Raw genomic sequence first — 18846 nt, forward strand, 5'->3', positions numbered from 1 at the left:
TCAATCAGGGTCTGGACAAGCCGAATCCCGTGCGACCGGGAACCGCTTGTCATCCAACCAAATCGATCCCCCCGCTGATCTTATGTCCGCCCTGTCTCCTCGACCGCTCCTTTGTCGTACTCTGGCCGGATTCCTGCTGTCCTGTTGCCTGATGAGTCCCATCGCGGACGCGACGGCATCGAATACACAGCCCGAACACGGACCAGCCATGCCAGCCATGCCAGCCATGCCGACCGAGTCGGTCGAGCCGGCCAGCTTGGGCGCTACGCTGGATGCCCTTCTGGCAGAAGGCATATCCCTCTACGATCAACGGAAATTCGAGGAAGCCAAAACAGTCTTCGAGGAGGCGGTCCGCCTCAAGTCCAGGTCCGGGGAAGCCCGGTACTGGCTGGGCGTCAGCCACTATGAACTCGGGGAAGACCGGGAAGCGGCGAAACAACTGCGAATCGCCGTGCGGCACGACCGGAAGAACCCGGATGCGCACCTCGCCCTGGGCCGGACGTACATGCGCATGAAGAACCGCATGGTCGACGCGCGCAAGAGCCTCAAGCAGGCCCTCCGTTACGATCCGGAACACTCCGAAGTGCACTACTACCTGGGCATCTCGTACATGGCCCAGAGCAAGAGAGATCCCGCGGCGCCGCTCTACGTGATGCAGGCCCGGAGATCCTTCGGCCGGGCGGCGGCGGCGAATCCCCTGCACCCGGACGCCTACTACCGGTTGGGGCTGTCCTACGAAAACCCCTCTCGCGATTACAAGAAGGCGCTGGCCCTCTTCTACCGGCAGTTGATGGTAAAACCGGATCACCGCGATGCGCTCGACCACCTGGAGCGATGCAGTTACATGCTCAAGCAGTTCCAGGGCGGCATAGACCTCCTGACGCAGGTGGTCGAAGCCCACGGGAACGCCGTGCCGGACTACGTGCATACTTTGATCAACAAGCTCAGGGCCACGTCGTTGCAGTCCCAGAGCCGATACGCCGAAGCGGACCAGGCCTACGGGGAATTCCTGGCCGGCGCGGCGCCGGAGGTACGCGCGCACTACATGGACCTGGCCTACGTGACAGCGGAGGAAGAATTCCGGCAATACCAGGCGCTGGAAACGGAAGAAGCGAAAGCGGAATTCAGACGCAGGTTCTGGGCGGCCCGCGATCCGAAACCGGCCACCGCCGTGAACGAGCGGCTCGTGGAACACTACCGGCGGGTCATGCACGCGCGGGAGCATTTCTCCAGGGGTCAGCAGCCGTGGGATCGCCGCGGCGGGATCTATATCCGGTACGGCGAACCGGACGATCTGCAGCACTTCATCATGCAGACCGGCGAGAACGCCATGAAAAACTACCAGCCGACCGGCGACGCCCGTATCGATGCGATCCGGGAGCGCAACTTCATATTGCGGTATCGCCTGAAGGTCGATAACGCCGGCATGACTTGGAGCGACCCGGCAACGCGCGGCACCCGAGATCCCGATGCCGGGGACTACCTGCCGGAATTGGAAGCACAGCAGGATGACTATTCAAATATCGTTTCGTCCGCGGTTAGAGGGGGATTCAGCAATTCGGATCCCGTTCAGGCCGGGTCCACCAGGGCGCAATCACTGGGCTTCCTCGCCGAAAGCTGGGTATACCTCGAGCACGATCTCGAGTTGTTCTTCGTCGACCAGGTTGGGGTCGGCAAGTTTGACTTTCCACTGCAGGTGCACGAGACGAACATCGCCGAAGCCGTCGTCCAGGACAAGTATCATCCCAGGCGTATCGCGGCCGCATTGATTGAGCAGACTCCGGAGTCTTACCAGTTCAACTACGGCGGTGGACCGCTGCGGTTCATGTACGACATCGTGTCATACAAGGGCCGGGACGGCCTGGCCGAAGTGGAAACCGCCTACATGGTCCCGGCCGAACAACTGGAAACGGTGAATGACGGGCAGGGATTGCGCACGTGGTTTGACGGCCACATGGTGTTTCATGATGACGATTACAACCGCGTGGCCCAGACTTCCAGGCGTATCGGACCCATCGACCGGCCGCTCGTACCGGCGTCCGGGAACGGTCCGGGTATCGAACTTCATACAGGCATGATGGAGATGGAAGCGCCTCCCGGCAGTTTCCATGCCGCCATAGAAGTCCAGGACGAGACAACCCGGCGCATCGGCATATACGAACAGGCCTATGCCGTTCCCGATTACGCCGGAGACGCGCTGGTGTTGAGCGATATCAAGCTGGCGGTATCCATCGCACCGGCCGATTCAACCCACGGCCCCTTCGTGCGCAACGGACTTGAAATCGTACCCAATCCGGCGCGCATGTACCAGCGCACCGACCCCGTCCACTTCTACTACGAGATCTACAACCTCGCCCTGTCCGAGTCCGGTCGAACCGCTTACCGGGTGGAACTGGAAGTGAAGAACAAGGACCGGCCGCAGAACCTCTTCTGGCGTATTCTGAAGGGGATAGACCGGCTGGTTCGGCGTACGGACAACGAACAGTCCGTGCTCATGGTATTCGAGAACGAAGGAAACCGCCCGGACGAGTACAGTTACACTTCCATCGATACGGGGGCCACACCCACCGGCGCCTACGAGATGACGGTTCGCGTCACGGACCTGCATTCCGGACAAACCGCCACGCGGCATAAAGTCTTCGTCGTGACCAATGACCGGGTCGCGGAATTCAAGGCGGACACGGAATAGCTTCCCGCTTACACCCGCGCGCTGAAGGACGGCGCAATATGTCAACCCTGAGCAAAATCCCCGTGCTGCTTGTCCTGCTGATGCCATTCACCTGGCTGCCGCCCGCTGCCGGCCAGGAGGCGGAGTCCCTCCTGGATCGCGCCAGGGCACAGTACGACCAGGGCGAATTCCAGGGGGCGGAGTCCACGCTGAGAAATCTGCTCGCGGCGCAACCAGGATCGTCCGTGGCTTACCTTTGGCTGAGCAGCGCGCTGGACCGGCTGGAAAAGTACGACGAGGCCGAGCGCGCCGCAAAGGAAGCCCTGGAGATCGACAGTGCTTCCCCCGAAATCCTCATCCAACTCGCACGAGTCTACATTCTCAATGACAAGAAGAAGGATGCGCGGGAGGTCCTGGACGAGGCCGAGAAACTGGCGCCGGATATCGCGGACATACATTACTACCGCGGCCGCACGTACGGAAAGCTCAGGATGGCGCTGTTCCGGCCCCGCACGGCCGAGCGGGAATACAGGATCCAGGACGCGTCCTACCGGCGCGCCATCGCGTTGGACCCGACTCATCCCGATGCCTACTTTCAACTGGGATATGCCATCGAGGAGATCCAGGACGACCCGGAATCCGCGATGGAGTGGTATGCCAGGCAGGCATCCGTGAATCCGTCGCATGATGAAGCGGTTCATCGCCTGGCCTCCTGCGCCGTCGAGTTGGGGGAGTACCAGAAGGGGTACGCGCAACTGCAGCAGGTCGCCGCGGTCCAGGATTCGGTCGTCAATCCCCTGGTCGAGGGTCTGGCGGCACAACTCGAAGCCTACAGGTACCATACCCTGGACCAGCACGTGCGCGCGTACCGGGCCATGAGGCGATACGTGGCGGTCCTGTCGGAAATCGACCCCGGTAAAGTCGCCATGTACCAGGATCTGGCCATCGTAGCCTCTTCGAAGGAAGCCGAAGCCTTTCTCGAAGCCCCGGAACAGGAAAGGGAAAAGTTGTGGCACACCTACTGGGCGGCCCGTGACCCCGATCCCACGACGCGGATCAACGAACGGCTGGTGGAACACTACCGCCGGGTGATCTTCTCCAGGCTGCATTTTTCTACGGGCAAGGACCCGTGGGACCGCCGCGGCGAGATCTATGTCCGGTACGGTCATCCGGACGACCGACAGCAGTTCATCCTCAAATCCGGGGAAGACGTGGTCAACGCGATTTTCCCGACCGGGATGCGGGCCGTGGACATGATTCGCGAAACCAGCCGGCAGCGAATTGATATGCAGGTCAGCACCGGGGCGCCGCTCCAGGACTTCGACATATTCAGCACACGGGCCGGGCGCGAGACCAAGTCGGTGGCATTCCCGACGGAGAGCTGGGTCTACGTTCCCTTCGGCCTGGAGATCTTCTTTACGGATCAGCGGAATTCGAAGGTGTTCGACTATCCGCTTGAGGTGATCGATCTGCCGGCCCAGGCGACCAACTTCGGCGCAACGGACCGGCTCGCGTACAGCTTCCTGAACACGCCGAGGAAACAGGCCGAAGAACTCATCCGGAAAGTACCCGAAACCCATCGGCACGACTACGGCGGCGAGCCGCTTTCGTTTGTATACCAATTGGCCTCTTTCAAAGGTGCCGGCGACCGGGCCGACGTGGAAGTGGCCTACAGCCTTCCCGCAGCCCAGCTGGGCAACGTGGAAGACGGACTCGGCGAAAGGACCTGGCTGGCCGGCCGAATCGCCCTGCAGGACATGGACTTCAACTACGTGCAGGCCATGCCCTTCAAGATGGGACCGCTTCGCCGCCCCGTGTCGGCCAAGGACAATCTGCAGCTCAGCACGGGCGCGTTCCGGTTCAGTGCGCGGCCCGGGGCGTACCGGTCCGCGGTTTCCCTGCGGGATTCGCTGTCGCAGAAGTACGGCATCTTTACCGCGCCGCTCCAGATCTCGGACTACAGCGCGGACCGGATGCAGCTGAGCGATGTAAAGCTCGCCGCATCCATCGTTCCCACCGACGCGGCGGGACTGCTCGTCCGCAACGGCCTGTTCATCACGCCCCACCCCGCACGCCTCTATTCCCGTGCGACGCCGGTGTTCATCTATTACGAGATCTACAACCTGGAGCGGGATGCCGAGGGCCGGACGGGATTTCGTACGGAGCTGGAGATTGCCGCCAGGGAACCCCGGCGCAATGTCGTCCTCAGATTCCTCACCGCCCTGGGGCGCATGGTCAGCCAGCGGTCCGACGACCAGACGGCCTACGTGACCTTCGAAGACAGCGGCACGTCGCCGGACGATTTCAAATACACCTCGATCGAAACGGCGGACCTGGATCCCGGGACCTATACCATGACGCTGACCGTCACGGATCTCCATACCGGACAGCAGGACACGAAGACGGTCGATTTCATCGTGGTCCAGGGTTGAAGGGGCAAAGGGGCCTACAACCCCGGCTTCTCCGCGTCCTCCGCGGCCGGCCCCTGCAGGTTGACGTTGTCCCCGGTGGGCCACCGCACGTTGTAGTGCGCGGAGCGGTCCCGCTTGTATCCGGCGTGCCAGTAGTTGCTGGCCGCCAGCCATTCCAGCAGGTCTTCCTTCATCTTCGCCTTGATCCCTGCATACGCATCGTCGTCCCACCGGTTCCACAGCTCTGAGGGATCGGCCACCAGGTCGTATAGCTCCCCCTCCTCCTGGCCGATGTAGTAAACCATCTTGTGGGTCGGGCTGCGCATCATGATCTGGTAGTTGTCCTCGCAAAAGATGTAGTCCCGCGGCGTGACGGAGGAGTCCGGGTCGGCATAGGGCAGTAAGGACCGCCCTTCCAGGTAGGTGGGGACCGGCACGCCGGCCGCCTCGAGGATGGTGGGACCCAGGTCCATGAGGGAGACCAGGTCGCTAACGTGGTCGCCCCTTCGCCGGCGGTCCGGGTAGCGGATGATGAGGGGGATGTGGGTGATGGTGTCGTACATCAGCCACTTGTAGGCCAGGGCGTGGTCGCCCAGGTTCTCGCCGTGGTCCGAGCAGAAGATGACCAGGGTGTTGTCCAGGTAGCCCCTTTCCTCCAGGGCGTCCAGGATCTCTCCCATCTTCTCGTCCACCGTGGTCACCTTGGCGTAGTAGTGCCGGCGCATGCGGTCGATGCGTTCGTCGTTGGCCAGGTACATGTTGATGCCGGATTCGTGGCCGGCCGTGGAGAACATCTTCTTCAGCGCTTCGTGCTGGGGCGGCTTTTCCGCCAGTTCGTTCTCCCGGGTCACCGGCATGGGTATCTCGACATCGTCGTACAGGGCGAGGTGACGGGGGAGCGGGTCCCAGGGTTCGTGGGGACCCGTAAATCCGATTTCGAGGAAGAAGGGCTTTTTGCCGCGGTGGCTGCGGATCCAGTTGAGCGCCGAGTTTCCGATGAAGACGTCGCTGTGGAAGCGCTCCTCCTCGTGCCACGGCACGCCCTGCAGTCTGGTCCACCAGTCGGGGTCGGTCAGGTGGCGGTCGTTGGGCCGCTCCACGCCGTGGAAGGTCATATACCGGCCCCAGTCGTCGTCCGCGCCGCCGCCGGCCAGGCTCATCCCGGTCGGGTTCTCGACGACGACCCGCTCGTGGAACCCGCCGGGGATGTCCCGGGGCATGAAATGCATCTTGCCGATACTGGCGCACCAGTAGCCGCTTTCCGCCAGGTCCTTCACCCAGTTGCGGTGACGGCCCCAGGGCTGGAAACTGTAGACGCCCGTGTTGTGGGGGTACATGCCAGTGAATATGGCGGCCCGCGAGGCCACGCAGGTGGCGCCCGGGCAGTAGGCCTGCCGGAAGGAAACCCCCTCGGCGACCAGCCGGTCGTGGGCCGGGGTGATCATGTGGGGCTGGTCCCAGCCGCGGATCGTATCGATTCGCTGCTGGTCCGTCATGATGAGGATGATGTTGGGGCGGTCCGGACTGGGCGGGCTTGACGAGCCAGGCGGGCTAGACGGGCCAGGCGGGCTAGGCAACGCGGTCCTCCATCTCGCCGTCGTCGTCCTCTTCGGACGGAGGATGCAGCCGGATCACTTCCGCCTTGATGATGCGTTGGCCTTCGACTTCGCGCACCACGATCCGGGCGTTTCGGAACGGCACTTCCTCTCCGGGTTCGGGCACCCGGCCGAGCTCATTGAAGATCAGGCCACCGACGGTTTCGTACCCGTCCGGCGTGATATCGAGGTCCAGGATGTCGTTCAGCGTATCGATGTTGAGCCGGGCGTGGACGATGTACGAGCCGTCGGGCGTCGCCTCGTACATGGGGTCCTCGTCGTCGTACTCGTCCTGTATCTCGCCGACGATCTCTTCGAGCAGGTCCTCCAGGGTCACCAGGCCCGCGGTGGTCCCGTGTTCGTCCACGACGATGGCCAGGTGGATCTTCTCCTGCTGGAACTCTTTCAGCAGCTCGGCGGCTTTCTTGGTCTCCGGCACGACGTAGGGCGGGCGAAGCAGCCCGTCCAGGTCCTTCTCCCCATCCGGGTCTTCGCCCAGCTGGAGCAGGTCCTTGGCGTAGACCACGCCCACGATATCGTCGACGGAATCGCCGTAGATCGGAATCCGGGAGTGTCCCATCTCGCGGATGAGCTCCAGCAGTTCCGGTATGGGCCTGGATCGCTCGGCGCACACCATGTCCACTCTCGGGACCATCACCTCGCGCACGTTGGTGTCGTGCATTTCGATGATGCTGCTGATCATCTCCTTGTCGTCGGGTTTCAGTTCGTGGGTTTCTTCCAGTTCGAGCACCCGGTGCAGTTCGTCGTCGAGCCAGTAAGGATTGCGTCCGCTGCTGAAGAGCCCCCCGCGCGCCATGCGCCGGTTGACGAGCAGCAGCGGCGTGATCAGCGGCCAGAACAGCCAGTAGCTGATGAGGACGAGTACGGCAGAGACGCGGACGGTCGGGTCGGAATAGTGCGACACGAACAGTCTCGGCAGCCATTCGATGAGTACCAAAAGGAGCCCGATGGCGCACAGTCCGGAAAGGGTCAGCGTCAGTGTCGAGCCGAACCAGTCGGTGAGCGGCGGGGTCAGGAACAGCGCCACCACGGAGACCACGACGCCGGCCGTGGTGATGATCTTCCCGATCAGCAGGGTGGTGAAAAGGCGTTCCTGGTTGTCCAGCCACCGGGTAACGCGGCTGGACTGTCCGCCCTCGTGGGCGGCCTTGAGTTCCTGGAGCGTGTTTTTAGGCAGGCTGGAAAACGCGGATTCCGCTCCGGTCAGGAGCATGGCGTAGAGGGTGCACCCAATGAGGACAAGCCATTCGACCAATAGGGGAATGTCGTCATCCACAACGTTTTTCTCCCACTTGACCTTCCGGAATCCCGCGGTCAGCCTGGCCAGCCCGGTCAGCCCGGGTGGCTAGTACGGCCTGGTCGGCCCGGGTGAAGCTGGCCGCCGCATCCGCAGAATAGACCCGCTCCTTCTCCCGCATCACTTTGCGCTGTGAAGCGGTGTGGTGGTCATATCCCAGCAGGTGCAGGCACCCATGGACCACGAGCCGGTGCAGCTCGTCGTCCAGGGACACGTGATGACGGGTGGCCTGTTCCCGGGCCCGGTCGACGGATACGTAAACGTCGCCCAGGGTTTCCCCTTCGGATCCGGGATCGTCGTCCATGCCGAACGACAGCACGTCCGTTGCGCGATCCAGATGGCGGTACTTGTGATTCAACTTCCGGATATAAGGGTCATCGACCAGTACCACGGTCACGGCCGCACGATCCCGGCCTTCGCCCCGGAGTACCCGGCAGACTGCGGTCCATAACGCCTCGCGCGGGATGTCCGGCGCGGGCAGGACGGTTTCGATCTCGATATTCAAGTGTCGTCGCGGGTGGAATTACGGGTTTTCATGGCGTTCATAGGCCTTGATGATGTCCTGGACGAGCCGGTGCCTGACCACGTCCGTCTCCGTCAGGTATACGAAGGAGATCCCGCGGATGTCCGCGAGCACTTCCTGCACGTGTACCAGTCCGGAAACCTTTTCCTCGGGCAAGTCGATCTGGGTGATGTCCCCCGTGATGATCGCCTTGGAGTTCGCGCCCAGGCGGGTCAGGAACATCTTCATCTGCGCCGTCGTCGTGTTCTGGGCCTCGTCGAGTATGACAAAGGCGTTGTTCAGCGTACGGCCGCGCATGTACGCCATGGCGATGATCTCAATGGTCCCGTCTTCGATGAGCCGCCCGGCCTTGTGGTTCGGGATCATGTCGTGCAGCGCGTCGTAAAGCGGCTTCAGGTACGGGTCCACTTTTTCCCGCGGGTCTCCGGGCAGAAAGCCGAGACTCTCTCCCGCTTCAACGGCCGGCCGCGCCAGCACGATCCGGTCGACTTCTCCGTGGCGGAGAGCCGAAATGGCCATGGCGACGGCCAGGTAGGTCTTCCCCGTGCCCGCGGGTCCGATGGAGAAGACGATATCGCACTTGCGAACCTGGTCCACGTACTTCTGTTGATTGGGACTCCGAGCCCGGATCCGTTCCCGCCGGGAGAGCACGTCGATGGAATCGCCGTAATCCGATCCCTGATCCTCTCCGCTTTTCGTCCCGGTGCGCGTTGCCCGGATGATGTCATCCACTTCCTTGGTCCGGCCCTGCTGGACGGACTTGATCATTTCGCGCAGCACACGGGTGATCTGCCTTACCTCTTCCGCCTTGCCCGTGATCACGACCTCTTCACCCCGGGCGGTGATTTTGGCGTCGAATTCGCTTTCGATGGCGCGCAGCCTGGAGTCAAACTGGCCGTAGAGCGCGAGGGGATCGATGCCCTTGGCGGACAGGCGTTGCGTAACCGTGTTTTTCAATGATGGCATATATTGGAAGGTCGATGCTTGTACGGTGCGATTCGCCGGCCTGTTCCGACTGTACGGTCAGGCAACGCTTTCGCCACGTTTCCCGTAAGTAAAATCTAAGGCTGAATCCGGTCCGTGTCAAGCGTATTCCGAATGCGATTCGATGCCGAGGCGATCGAGCAATGCGTCGAAATCCCTCATGATCCGGTGTATGCCGCGCTGGACTTCCGCGGCGGACGTCCTGATGCGATCCGCCGTCTGCCCGTCGATCAGTCCGTCGTCGCCGGCCTGCTTCAACTCGTCCTCGTCCAGCACGCGGCAGCCGCCGTCAGGGTAGAACCACAGGTCCAGCAACAGGTCGTCGTACTCCACGCGGTCCGGTCCGATCCGCACCCCGTCGCACAGGTGCACGTAATGCCCGACGAGACGGCCGCCGGGTCCGATCATCTTCCAAAGGATGTACGGAAGCCCCTCTTCGTAATACGCCAAAGTCAGCGTGCCGGCAGGGATCCGGATGTCACCCTGGCTGTACGGCCGGTCGGACCGGTAGGAGATGACCATGCGGCTGCCGCCGTGGTGCAGCAGGCCGCACTGGAAGGACTGGTCGGGCTTGCCCGGGTTGTGCTTGATTTCCGTGATGGTGGCGGCCATGGAAGGGCTACGTGATCCGTTCGAGGACGTCCCGGATCTCCGTGACGAGGGGACCGTTACCGTTCTGCCGGTACCAGGACCGGATACGCGGGTAGATTTCCTCCATGGGGATCCTGCCCTTGTTGTCCCGCATGATCGCCTGGCACGTCTCGGGACGCGGTCCCCACCGGGCCAGCTCGTTCCGGTCGGCGTCCATGAAGACCAGGTAGGGAATGGCCTTCGAACCGTCGGTGAGATACCGGTCCATGATATCGAGGTTCTCGTCCCGGCGGAAGATGCGGTACGCGATGGACGGGCTGCCCTCCAGCATGCGGACGATGGGTGGGAGGCTTTGCACCACGTCGCCGCACCAGTCTTCCGCGAGGATCAGCACCTTCACGGGCGTCTCGACGGCGGCGAAGAAACCGGCGTCCTCCCCTTCCAAAGTAAATCTGTCGTAATTATCATGGAATCGTTCGAGATTCTTCTCGCTGTTCCCCATGTAGTCATCCCACAGGAATCCCGAGGCGAATCGTTCTTCGGAAACTACGGACATGGCAACTCCAGGCTGTTTCGAGGTTGACTTGGACAGGTTGACTTGGACAGGTTGGCGGAGCGGGTTGACCGGTCGGTCAGGCGAACCACTCGGTCCGTTCGGCGGCGGGCACTCTTTTCTGGGCGGGGACCTGCGCGGGATAGCCGGTGTAGAGGAACCCGACGATCTCTTCTACCCGATCGTCGATCTTCAGCAGCTCCAGCGTATCGGGATCCCGTATCAGTCCTCCCGTGCTCCACTGCATCCCGATGCCCTCTTCCCAGGCGGCCAGGGCGATATTGTGTATGGCGCAACAGGTTGCCGCGTAATCCTCCCGGGCGCGAAAGGCGTCCGCGTCCTTCTTGCAGGCCACGCCGATGATCACAGGCTTGGACATGATCTTGGCATAGCCCTTTTCCGTGGCCTTCCGCAGGATGCCGGAATCGTCCGACTTCGTCTTCTCCCGCTGGATCCTGCAGTAGATGTTCGCCAGGGTCTCCTTGGTCTTCCCGGTGACGACCAGGAAGCGCCAGGGTTCCGTCAGCTTGTGGTTCGGCGCCCAAACGGCGGTTTCGAGCACGCGGGCGATCACTTCCCGGGGGACCGGTTCCGGCGTGAATTCGTAAATCGACCGTCTGTTACGGATCGTATCGAATACGGACATGTGATTGGATGTCGACCGTTGCCTCTAAGGCGCAAGCTACTCCCGGATTGACTCCTCCACCTGGATCGGCTCTACCTGGATCAGCTCGTCGTCACGCGATGCGCTGGTCAGCCTGGACTGCCTGGTCTGTCCGGTCAGCCCGGTCAGCACCGAGCCGCCGTGAGCGCAGCTCCCGCATCCCTTTCGGTCCCGGGAGGTGAACTGCCGGGTGAAAGTGTGCAAGACAAACGCGGCCGCGACCCCCACGACTATGGCGACGATCAGGGTTTGAAGGTCCATGATAGCAAGATAATGGCGGACGGGTTAAAAGCCAAGTGGTCCGACGGCTGCCAGGCGGTCCGACGACTGCCAGGCGGTCCGACGGCGGTTATCCGTACCCCAGGAGCAATCCCCCCTGGTAGACGACCAGGGACCCCACGTAGGCCAGGGCCGTCATGTACAGGACCATGACGATGGGCCATTTCCAGCCGTTGGTCTCCCGTTTCACGATGGCTACCGTGGCCATGCACTGGCAGGCCAGCGCAAAAAACACCATGAGCGATACGGCGACCAGCGGCGTATAGACCCGATCGCCCGTTTCGGGATCCACCTCGCTTCGAAGCGAGGACCTCAGATCGACCGAGGTCTCATCGGCCTCCTCCACGTTGTAGATCGTGGCCATGGTGCTGACCAGCACTTCCCGGGCGACAAAGGAGGTGATCAGTCCAATGCCCACTTTCCAATCGAACCCGAGCGGCTCGATGGCCGGTTCGATCAACTGGCCGAGTTCGCCGGCGTAGCTTTGCTGTATGCGCGACCGGGAAGTCATGGAATCGTAGTCGTCGGGTTGCGGATAGGACGCCAGGAACCAGAGGACGACCGATATGGCCAGGATGATCTGGCCCGCTTCCGTCACGAAGACTTTTGCCCGCTCGTACATCTGCAGCAGGACCCACTTCAGGGAAGGCCGCCGGTAGGGCGGCAGTTCCATGACGAAACTCGTGGGGACGGCGTCCTTCATGAATAACCGCTTGAACACCAGCGCGGCGCCGATAGCGACGACGATCCCGAAAATATACATGGAAAACAGCATGAGCCCCTGCAGCGTGAACACGCCCAGGATCGTCATGGACGGAAAGAAAGCGCCGATCAGCAGGATGTACACGGGCAGGCGGGCGCTGCAGCTCATCAGCGGCGCGATCATGATGGTGATGAGGCGGTCCTTCCAGTTCTTGATCGTACGGGTCGCCATGATGCCGGGTATCGCACAGGCAAAGGATGAAAGCAGCGGCATGACCGAGTGGCCGGACAGGCCCATGCTCTTCATGAACCGGTCCATGATGAAGGCGACGCGGGCCATGTAGCCCGTGTCTTCAAGCAGCGCTAGGAAAAAGAAGAGGAAGAGGATCTGCGGGAGAAAGACGAGCACGGCGCCCACGCCGGCGATGACGCCGTCCACGAGCAGGTCCCGCAGCATGCCGGCGGGCAGGAACTGGTAGACGAAGGCGCCTAGGGCGGCGATCCCGTCCTCAATGAGCGTCATGGGCGCTTCTGCCCAGGAGAATATGGACTGGAAGACCAGCGCGAACACGGCCAGGACGATGACCGGACCGGCAATCCGGTGGGTGAACGCGCGGTCCAGCCGGACGCTCAGGCTGGCCTGGGCGTCCTGGTCCTCCCGCACCACCCGAGAATAGAGATCGTCGATCTGATCATACCGCAGGATGGTCTCCAGCATCCGCCACGGAACCTGCAACTCGTCCAGCCTGCCCCGTGTCTGTTCCACGATGCGTTTCAGATCTTCCTTGCAGGAGGGGTCCTGTCGGCCTTCCATCCACGTCTGCAGCGCCTGGTCACTCGAAGTCACGCGCAGCGCTTCCGAGGTCTGCGCCACCTTGTTCAGGTTCGTATGTTCCCCGAACCACGCCGCCGCAGGGGCGAGCGCCTCGTCGAGCAAACCGCCCAGCAACCGCCTCCGCGGAAACCGCTCGGCAAAGGAAACCCTGGGCGATGGCGGGGCCGGCCCGGTCGGTCCGGTCGAATCGGCCTCTCCAGTCGGCCCAGGTCCAGCCTCTCCGGCCTCTCCGGTCGGCTCGGTCTCGGCCTCTCCGGCCGGCCGGGAATCCCGATCCACCGGTCCGATCTGGTCGAACATCATCCGCCGCAGTTCGTCTATGCCCTGTTGGCGGGAAGCAACCACCGGAACGATGGGGACCTGTAACTGTTCGGACAGGGCGTCCAGGTCGATGTGTACGCCGCTGCTGACGGCGTTGTCCATCATGTTCATGGCCACGGCGACGGGGATGCCGAGGTCGATGAGCTGGGTGACCAGGTAGAGGTTCCGGTTGAGGTTCGAGGCGTCCGCCACGACCACGATGAGGCGGATGTCCAGGTCCTCTTCCGCCTCCCCGATCAGCACCTCCCGGGCGATGGAATCGTCGAGGGATTTCGGGGTAAGGCTGTACATCCCCGGCATGTCGTGCAGGCGAAGTGTGCTGCCGTCCGGCTCCGTCACGATGCCCGTCTTCTTCTCCACGGTCACGCCGGGATAGTTGCCCGTTTTCTGACGAAGCCCGGTCAACGAATTGAATACGGACGTCTTGCCGGTGTTCGGGTTGCCGACGAGGAGCACGTCGATGACGGATCTGCGGGTTTCGGAAGTCCCGGTGGTTTCGGTCATTTTGAAAATTCGTGGTATTCCCTGTTGGTCCGGTCGACGATCCGAGGCTGGAATGCAAGCAGCATCACGTCTCCTGTTTCAGGGCGTTGCTAAACCGCCGTAATCTTCTCCATGAAAGGGACAGCCCCGTCCAGACCATGATGACGGCACCGAAGGTCGCAAGGCCGGCGATCAGTTGACCCGGCCATCCGCCGGCCTCGCCCGTATGTATCCAGCGCAGCCACGTCCGGACCTGGCGGCCGAGGTTCTCGCCGGTAAACGGCACCCAGTCGACGACCCGGGCGTCCTGGGTCGATACGGTCAGCGTCGAACGCATCAGCGGTATGCGATTGTCCATTTCCGATATCGACAGTGTAGTCGTCTTCGACCCATCCTTCGGCAGATTCAGCGTGATGTACGCCCACCCGGGTACCTGGGCGCGTGCGGCGTCTATGAAGGACCCGAGGGGCGCAATTTGCGAGTCCGGCTGTTCGTCCTTCGGAATCGACGGATCCGAAACGGACGCCGATGACCGGGGAATCGGCTCGGTACCGGTCAGTGTGTAGACCAGGTCTCCCGCCCACCGGTATGAAATCACGACCCCGCTCAGTGAAATCAGGAACAGGACGGGAAGGCACCAGAAGCCGACCGAGTTGTGCCAGTTGAAATCACGGCTCCTGCCCCTGATCCTGAAGTTCGGAAAAGCAATGGCCTTGAACGACTTTAAAGTCCACCTGCGCGGCCACCATATATAGAACCCCGTGACGGTCAACAGGCAGAAGGCCAGGTTGCCGGCGCCCGTTACCGCACGGGCGACCGACCTGTTCTCGCCCTCTGCGCCGAACCAGCGGTGCCAGTACATGATCTCCCGGAAGAAATCGCGTACGGCCTCGTTTCCCGGTCCCCGGACTTCGGCCGTAAAGGGATCGACATACACCGTCTTTGACCGTCCGTAACGAACGACATAAGCCCTGTCCGGATCCGACCGGAGGGTAATGGACGTCGGTTCGGCGTCCGTTTCAACGCTTCTTACCGCCATCAGCAAGGCGTCAAGTTCCAAGCTCTGGGCGCCCGGGTAGGGCGGTTGGACCGTGTCGTATTCCCTGTTTGCCCAGTCGACGATCTGAGGCTGGAAGGTGAGTAGCACGCCGGTCACGGACATCATCAGAATGACCGCGCCGGCGACGACGCCCGACGAAAGATGCAGCCAGAACAGGCATTTCCGAAACATTGAACAACCCCCGGTATACCATTGGATTTGACAGTGGCAACCAGGGGGTGTATATTCCCTAATAAGGCCGGGATCGGAAAGTACGCGCCATGTGTACGAATCCCCCTGGTCCGAGGACTATCGGGGAGAGCCAGCCAGCCGAACCGATAGTCCTTTTTTAATTACCTTACCAGTTCAACCTCTTTCCACCATTACCGAACGTGCTTCAGCGCATCGAATGGACAGGTGATAGTTCCGAACGCGGATTTCAATCGGATCGCCCATCGGAGCGCGCTTGATCAATACGACGGACGTCCCGGGAAGCAGACCCAGTTCCATCAGGTGTACTTCTTCTCCCGCCGTGCCCTTGATCTGCCGGATCGTCCCTTTTTCGCCCGGTTTCAATTCATCGAGGCAGATCGTCTGTGCTGCGGTACTGGTTTGGATTTCGGAATACATGGATTATCCCGTGGAATAAGGTCAAAAGCCGTTACGAGCTCATGAACTGAACGGTGATTGAAGATAGATTGAGGTCCCCTTTCATGATAAAGGCGGCGTCCCTCACGCCGACTCCGAACGGATGACCAGGCATTCGCCCACTTCCTCGCATACTGCGCAGGTTTCGAAGTCGCAGATCGCCAGCACGTTGGCGTCCCAGTAGGACTTGAGGAACGCCTTGCCGTGGGGATCGTCCGAGAGGAGGAACTGCAGGAAGAGCAGCAGACGTTCCCCGGTCTTCGTGCTGATCAGGTGCTCGATCTTGCACGCGTCGATTTCCGCCTGCTCCGCGTCGATATGCAGGACGCCCTTGAGAAAGGCGATGAGGATCTGACGGTGCGACCATACCGACTGCGCCAGCCGGTTTCCCTCGTCCGACAGCAGGAGAAATCGGTTCCTGTCCTCTTCGAGGTATCCTTTTTCCCGCAGCGACTTGATCATGATCGACGCGCTGCCCGGCGTGATGTGCATTTCCCGGGCTACGTCCGAAACCCGTGCATATCCCTGTTCTTCAATCAGCTGCTGGACTGTCATCAGGTAGTGCGCGCCGCTGTGGGTGATCTCGTTGTGCTCGAACTCTCTCCAGACATCCATCTCACTGTCCGATTCGTTATGGCAACCATCGTGTTGCCGGCACAATAAAAAGTTTGGCTTATCAAATATGGCTTCGAATAATATAACCTTTCGTGGGACTGTCAAGAAAAAAGTAGACGATCCGCAAGTTTATTGCAGCCGTGCGCCTGGTTCTGCCCTGTCCCGCCCGGTCTCGTACGCACGCGCACGCCCGGGCGCGTGTACCTAAATGTGTTACGTGGTTGTGTTTACGGAAAGTTGGATGTATTATGTATGATAGGCGTTTTATGCCCTTGACCAAAACCTTCGGAACCTCGGCATGACGAATACGATCCCTTTTACGGAACTTTCGGAGCAGCTCAAGGGCACCGATCTGCCGGATATGCTGGTCCGGGATCATCTCGACCGGATGGAGCCGGCCTACTTCGAGCGTTACGAGCCTGAAGTGGTCCGGCGACATATCGAAATGATCAATGGGCTGGGACCGGACAACGCCGCGGAAATCGACGTGGAGTCCCTGGACGATTCCACATGGCGGCTGACCGTCGTGGCTTTCGACAACCTGACGGTAATCTCGATCCTTTCGGGCCTTCTGGCGTCTAATGGACTGAGCATACGGCGGGGAGACGTGTTCACCTACGCCGACGCGTCGCCGGCGGTTGATGGGCGCAAACGGTCCCTGCGGCCGAGACGGCGGCGCCGCGCAAGGCCGGGCACGCCGGCCGCGCCGCCGGACATCACCTCGGCGTCGCTGAGGACACAGCGTAAAATCGTGGATGTTTTCCGCGTGCACGCGTTGTCGGAGAAGCCTCCTGACTGGCCCGCCATTGCGCGGGAAATCAAGGATGCCATGCACAGCCTGCGGATGAACAGCGCCAAGGCGCTGCAGAGAAGGATCAACGAGCGCGTCGTGGACTATCTTCGTCACGAGGAGGGCGCGGAGCACTCCTCCGTGTTCCCCGTGCGCGCGGCGATCGACAACGACACCGGGACCGGGGCGACCCGCCTCGATATCACGGGCCAGGATACCCCTGCGTTCCTGTACGCCCTTTCGACCGCCCTGGCGCTGCGCGACATCAACATCCGAAGGATCGATATCGCGGCCGCCGGAGCCGAGGTGCAGGACACGCTCGAGGTGACCGACCGGCGCGGAGGCAAGATTACCGACCCGAGGAAACTCCATGAACTGCGGTTCGTGATCACCCTCATCAAGCAGTTTACCCATCTGCTGACCCGGGCGCCGAATCCCGCCCAGGCCCTGGAACACTTCAACCAGTTGATCGACCAGGTCCTGGCCAACGTACCGCCCGGCCGGGCGATGGAAGAGATGTTCGACCAGTTGGAGAAGCAGGAAGTGATCAGCGCGATGGCAACACTCTTCGGCACCAGCGATTTCCTGTGGAAGGACTTCCTCAGGATGCAGTACAAGAACCTGTTCCCCGTGCTGCAGGACATCAAAGTGGTCGGTATCGTAAGGTCGCGGGAGCAAATGGAAGGCGAGCTGGCCGCGCGGTTGTCGAAAGTCGGAAGTTACGCCCGTCGCAAGGAGTTGCTGAACCGGTACAAGGACAAGGAGATGCTCCGGATCAGCATGCGGCAGATCCTGGAGAAGAAGCAGGACATCCAGGCCTTTTCCCGCGGACTCACCACGCTGGCGGAGGTGGTCCTCGAGTCTGCGTATGAAATCTGCGACCAGGAGCAGCGCCGTCAGTACGGCGAGCCCACGCTTCCCTCCGGCGAGCCCTGCGTGTTCAGCATCTGCGCGCTGGGTAAATGCGGCGGCCGGGAACTGGGTTGGGCCTCGGACATCGAACTGATGTTCGTCTACGCCGGACAGGGCAGTACGAGCGGCCCCCACGTCGTGGTGAATTAGGAGTACTACGAGCGGCTCGTGCGCATGATCTGCAGCACCATCGAATCCCGGAGAGAAGGCCTGTTCGAGATCGACCTCCGGCTCCGGCCCTACGGCGAAAAAGGGGCTCTGGCCTCCTCCCTGGAGAAGTTCAACGCGTATTTCAACGAAAAGGGCGGCGCCCTACCCTACGAGCGTCACGCGCTGATCAAGCTGCGCGCCATCGGGGGCGATTCGGTCCTGGGTGGGGACGTCGAGGACGCCCGCGATGCCTTCGTGTACCACGAAGCCCCGGTCGACGGCCGGTCGTGGACCCATCTACGCGAGCGGCAGAACGACGAACTGGTCGATACCGGTGCCATCAACGTCAAATACAGTTACGGCGGCCTGATCGACATCGAGTACTTCGTGCAGGACCTGCAGATCCTCTACGGCGCCCGGAACGACTCCGTCCGCGGACCGAACACACTGGAGGCCATGGAAGCCCTCAACCGCGCCGGATTCCTTTCAGACGAAGAGCGTGGCATGCTGGACCGGGCATACCGGTTCCTCGTCAGGTTGATCAACGCCCTTCGCATGGTGCGCGGCAACGCCCGGGACCTCGTCCTTCCGGACTGGTCTTCCCAGGAATTTCTGTTTCTTGCCCGCCGCCTGGGATACGACGAGGGAGACGGCGCGGGACCGGGCGAACGACTGCGACGGGACATTGATCGGAACATGGAATGGGCGGCCCGGGCGCTGAGGACCCGTTTCGTCCACAAGCTGTTCGATTGAAGCTTCGGTCCG

The 18846-nt window shown here is 61.8% G+C and carries 16 protein-coding genes; 4 read left to right on the top strand and 12 right to left on the bottom strand.

Annotated elements, in window-relative coordinates; translation table 11 throughout:
- Positions 1-46: 46 nt before the first annotated feature.
- Complete coding sequence (locus F4X08_13620) at positions 47-2689, top strand: tetratricopeptide repeat protein (protein ID MYD26837.1); 2643 nt, start codon at positions 47-49, stop codon at positions 2687-2689.
- Between the two features lie 38 nt (positions 2690-2727).
- Positions 2728-5100 carry a GWxTD domain-containing protein gene (locus tag F4X08_13625; GenBank protein MYD26838.1) on the top strand — a complete coding sequence of 791 codons (2373 nt, stop codon included), beginning with the start codon at positions 2728-2730 and terminating at the stop codon, positions 5098-5100.
- 14 nt (positions 5101-5114) lie between these two features.
- Here the strand turns inward: F4X08_13625 and F4X08_13630 are convergent, their stop codons facing one another.
- The 12 genes from F4X08_13630 to F4X08_13685 all read right to left on the bottom strand — a co-directional run bounded on the left by F4X08_13630 (position 5115) and on the right by F4X08_13685 (position 16229).
- The gene (locus tag F4X08_13630; GenBank protein MYD26839.1) at positions 5115-6656 is read right to left on the bottom strand and encodes a sulfatase-like hydrolase/transferase; all 1542 of its coding nucleotides are present in this window, start codon (positions 6654-6656) and stop codon (positions 5115-5117) included.
- Positions 6649-7971, bottom strand: a complete 1323-nt coding sequence (locus tag F4X08_13635) for an HlyC/CorC family transporter (protein ID MYD26840.1) — start codon at positions 7969-7971, stop codon at positions 6649-6651. Before F4X08_13635 ends, F4X08_13630 begins: the two co-directional genes overlap by 8 nt.
- On the bottom strand, positions 7964-8497 hold the full coding sequence (ybeY, locus tag F4X08_13640) for an rRNA maturation RNase YbeY (GenBank protein MYD26841.1): 534 nt from the start codon (positions 8495-8497) through the stop codon (positions 7964-7966). The genes F4X08_13635 and ybeY overlap by 8 nt, the downstream gene beginning before the upstream one ends.
- Positions 8498-8515: 18 nt before the next feature.
- A complete protein-coding gene (locus tag F4X08_13645) occupies positions 8516-9481 on the bottom strand; it encodes a PhoH family protein (GenBank protein ID MYD26842.1) in 966 nt (321 codons plus the stop codon).
- A 117-nt stretch (positions 9482-9598) separates the two neighbouring features.
- Entirely contained in the window at positions 9599-10111 is a 513-nt protein-coding gene (locus tag F4X08_13650) for a DUF402 domain-containing protein (protein ID MYD26843.1), read from the bottom strand.
- A 7-nt stretch (positions 10112-10118) separates the two neighbouring features.
- Positions 10119-10646, bottom strand: a complete 528-nt coding sequence (locus tag F4X08_13655) for a thioredoxin family protein (GenBank protein ID MYD26844.1) — start codon at positions 10644-10646, stop codon at positions 10119-10121.
- Positions 10647-10722: 76 nt separating this feature from the next.
- Positions 10723-11289, bottom strand: coding sequence for a nitroreductase (locus F4X08_13660; GenBank protein MYD26845.1), 567 nt, complete (start codon positions 11287-11289; stop codon positions 10723-10725).
- 36 nt (positions 11290-11325) lie between these two features.
- On the bottom strand, positions 11326-11568 hold the full coding sequence (locus F4X08_13665; protein ID MYD26846.1) for a hypothetical protein: 243 nt from the start codon (positions 11566-11568) through the stop codon (positions 11326-11328).
- Between the two features lie 88 nt (positions 11569-11656).
- Entirely contained in the window at positions 11657-13948 is a 2292-nt protein-coding gene (gene feoB / locus F4X08_13670) for a ferrous iron transport protein B (protein MYD26847.1), read from the bottom strand.
- A 64-nt stretch (positions 13949-14012) separates the two neighbouring features.
- Complete coding sequence (locus F4X08_13675) at positions 14013-15158, bottom strand: PepSY domain-containing protein (protein ID MYD26848.1); 1146 nt, start codon at positions 15156-15158, stop codon at positions 14013-14015.
- A gap of 174 nt (positions 15159-15332) precedes the next feature.
- Entirely contained in the window at positions 15333-15596 is a 264-nt protein-coding gene (locus tag F4X08_13680) for a ferrous iron transport protein A (GenBank protein ID MYD26849.1), read from the bottom strand.
- Positions 15597-15698: 102 nt separating this feature from the next.
- Positions 15699-16229: a metal-dependent transcriptional regulator gene (locus F4X08_13685; protein ID MYD26850.1), complete on the bottom strand. Its 531-nt coding sequence runs from the start codon at positions 16227-16229 to the stop codon at positions 15699-15701.
- Between the two features lie 298 nt (positions 16230-16527).
- On the opposite strand from F4X08_13685, the gene F4X08_13690 reads away from it, so the two are divergent.
- Positions 16528-18081: a hypothetical protein gene (locus tag F4X08_13690; protein ID MYD26851.1), complete on the top strand. Its 1554-nt coding sequence runs from the start codon at positions 16528-16530 to the stop codon at positions 18079-18081.
- Between the two features lie 18 nt (positions 18082-18099).
- A complete protein-coding gene (locus F4X08_13695; protein ID MYD26852.1) occupies positions 18100-18834 on the top strand; it encodes a hypothetical protein in 735 nt (244 codons plus the stop codon).
- Positions 18835-18846 lie beyond the last annotated feature (12 nt).

This window comes from Gemmatimonadota bacterium (genome assembly GCA_009841265.1).
Classification (GTDB): domain Bacteria; phylum JAAXHH01; class JAAXHH01; order JAAXHH01; family JAAXHH01; genus JAAXHH01.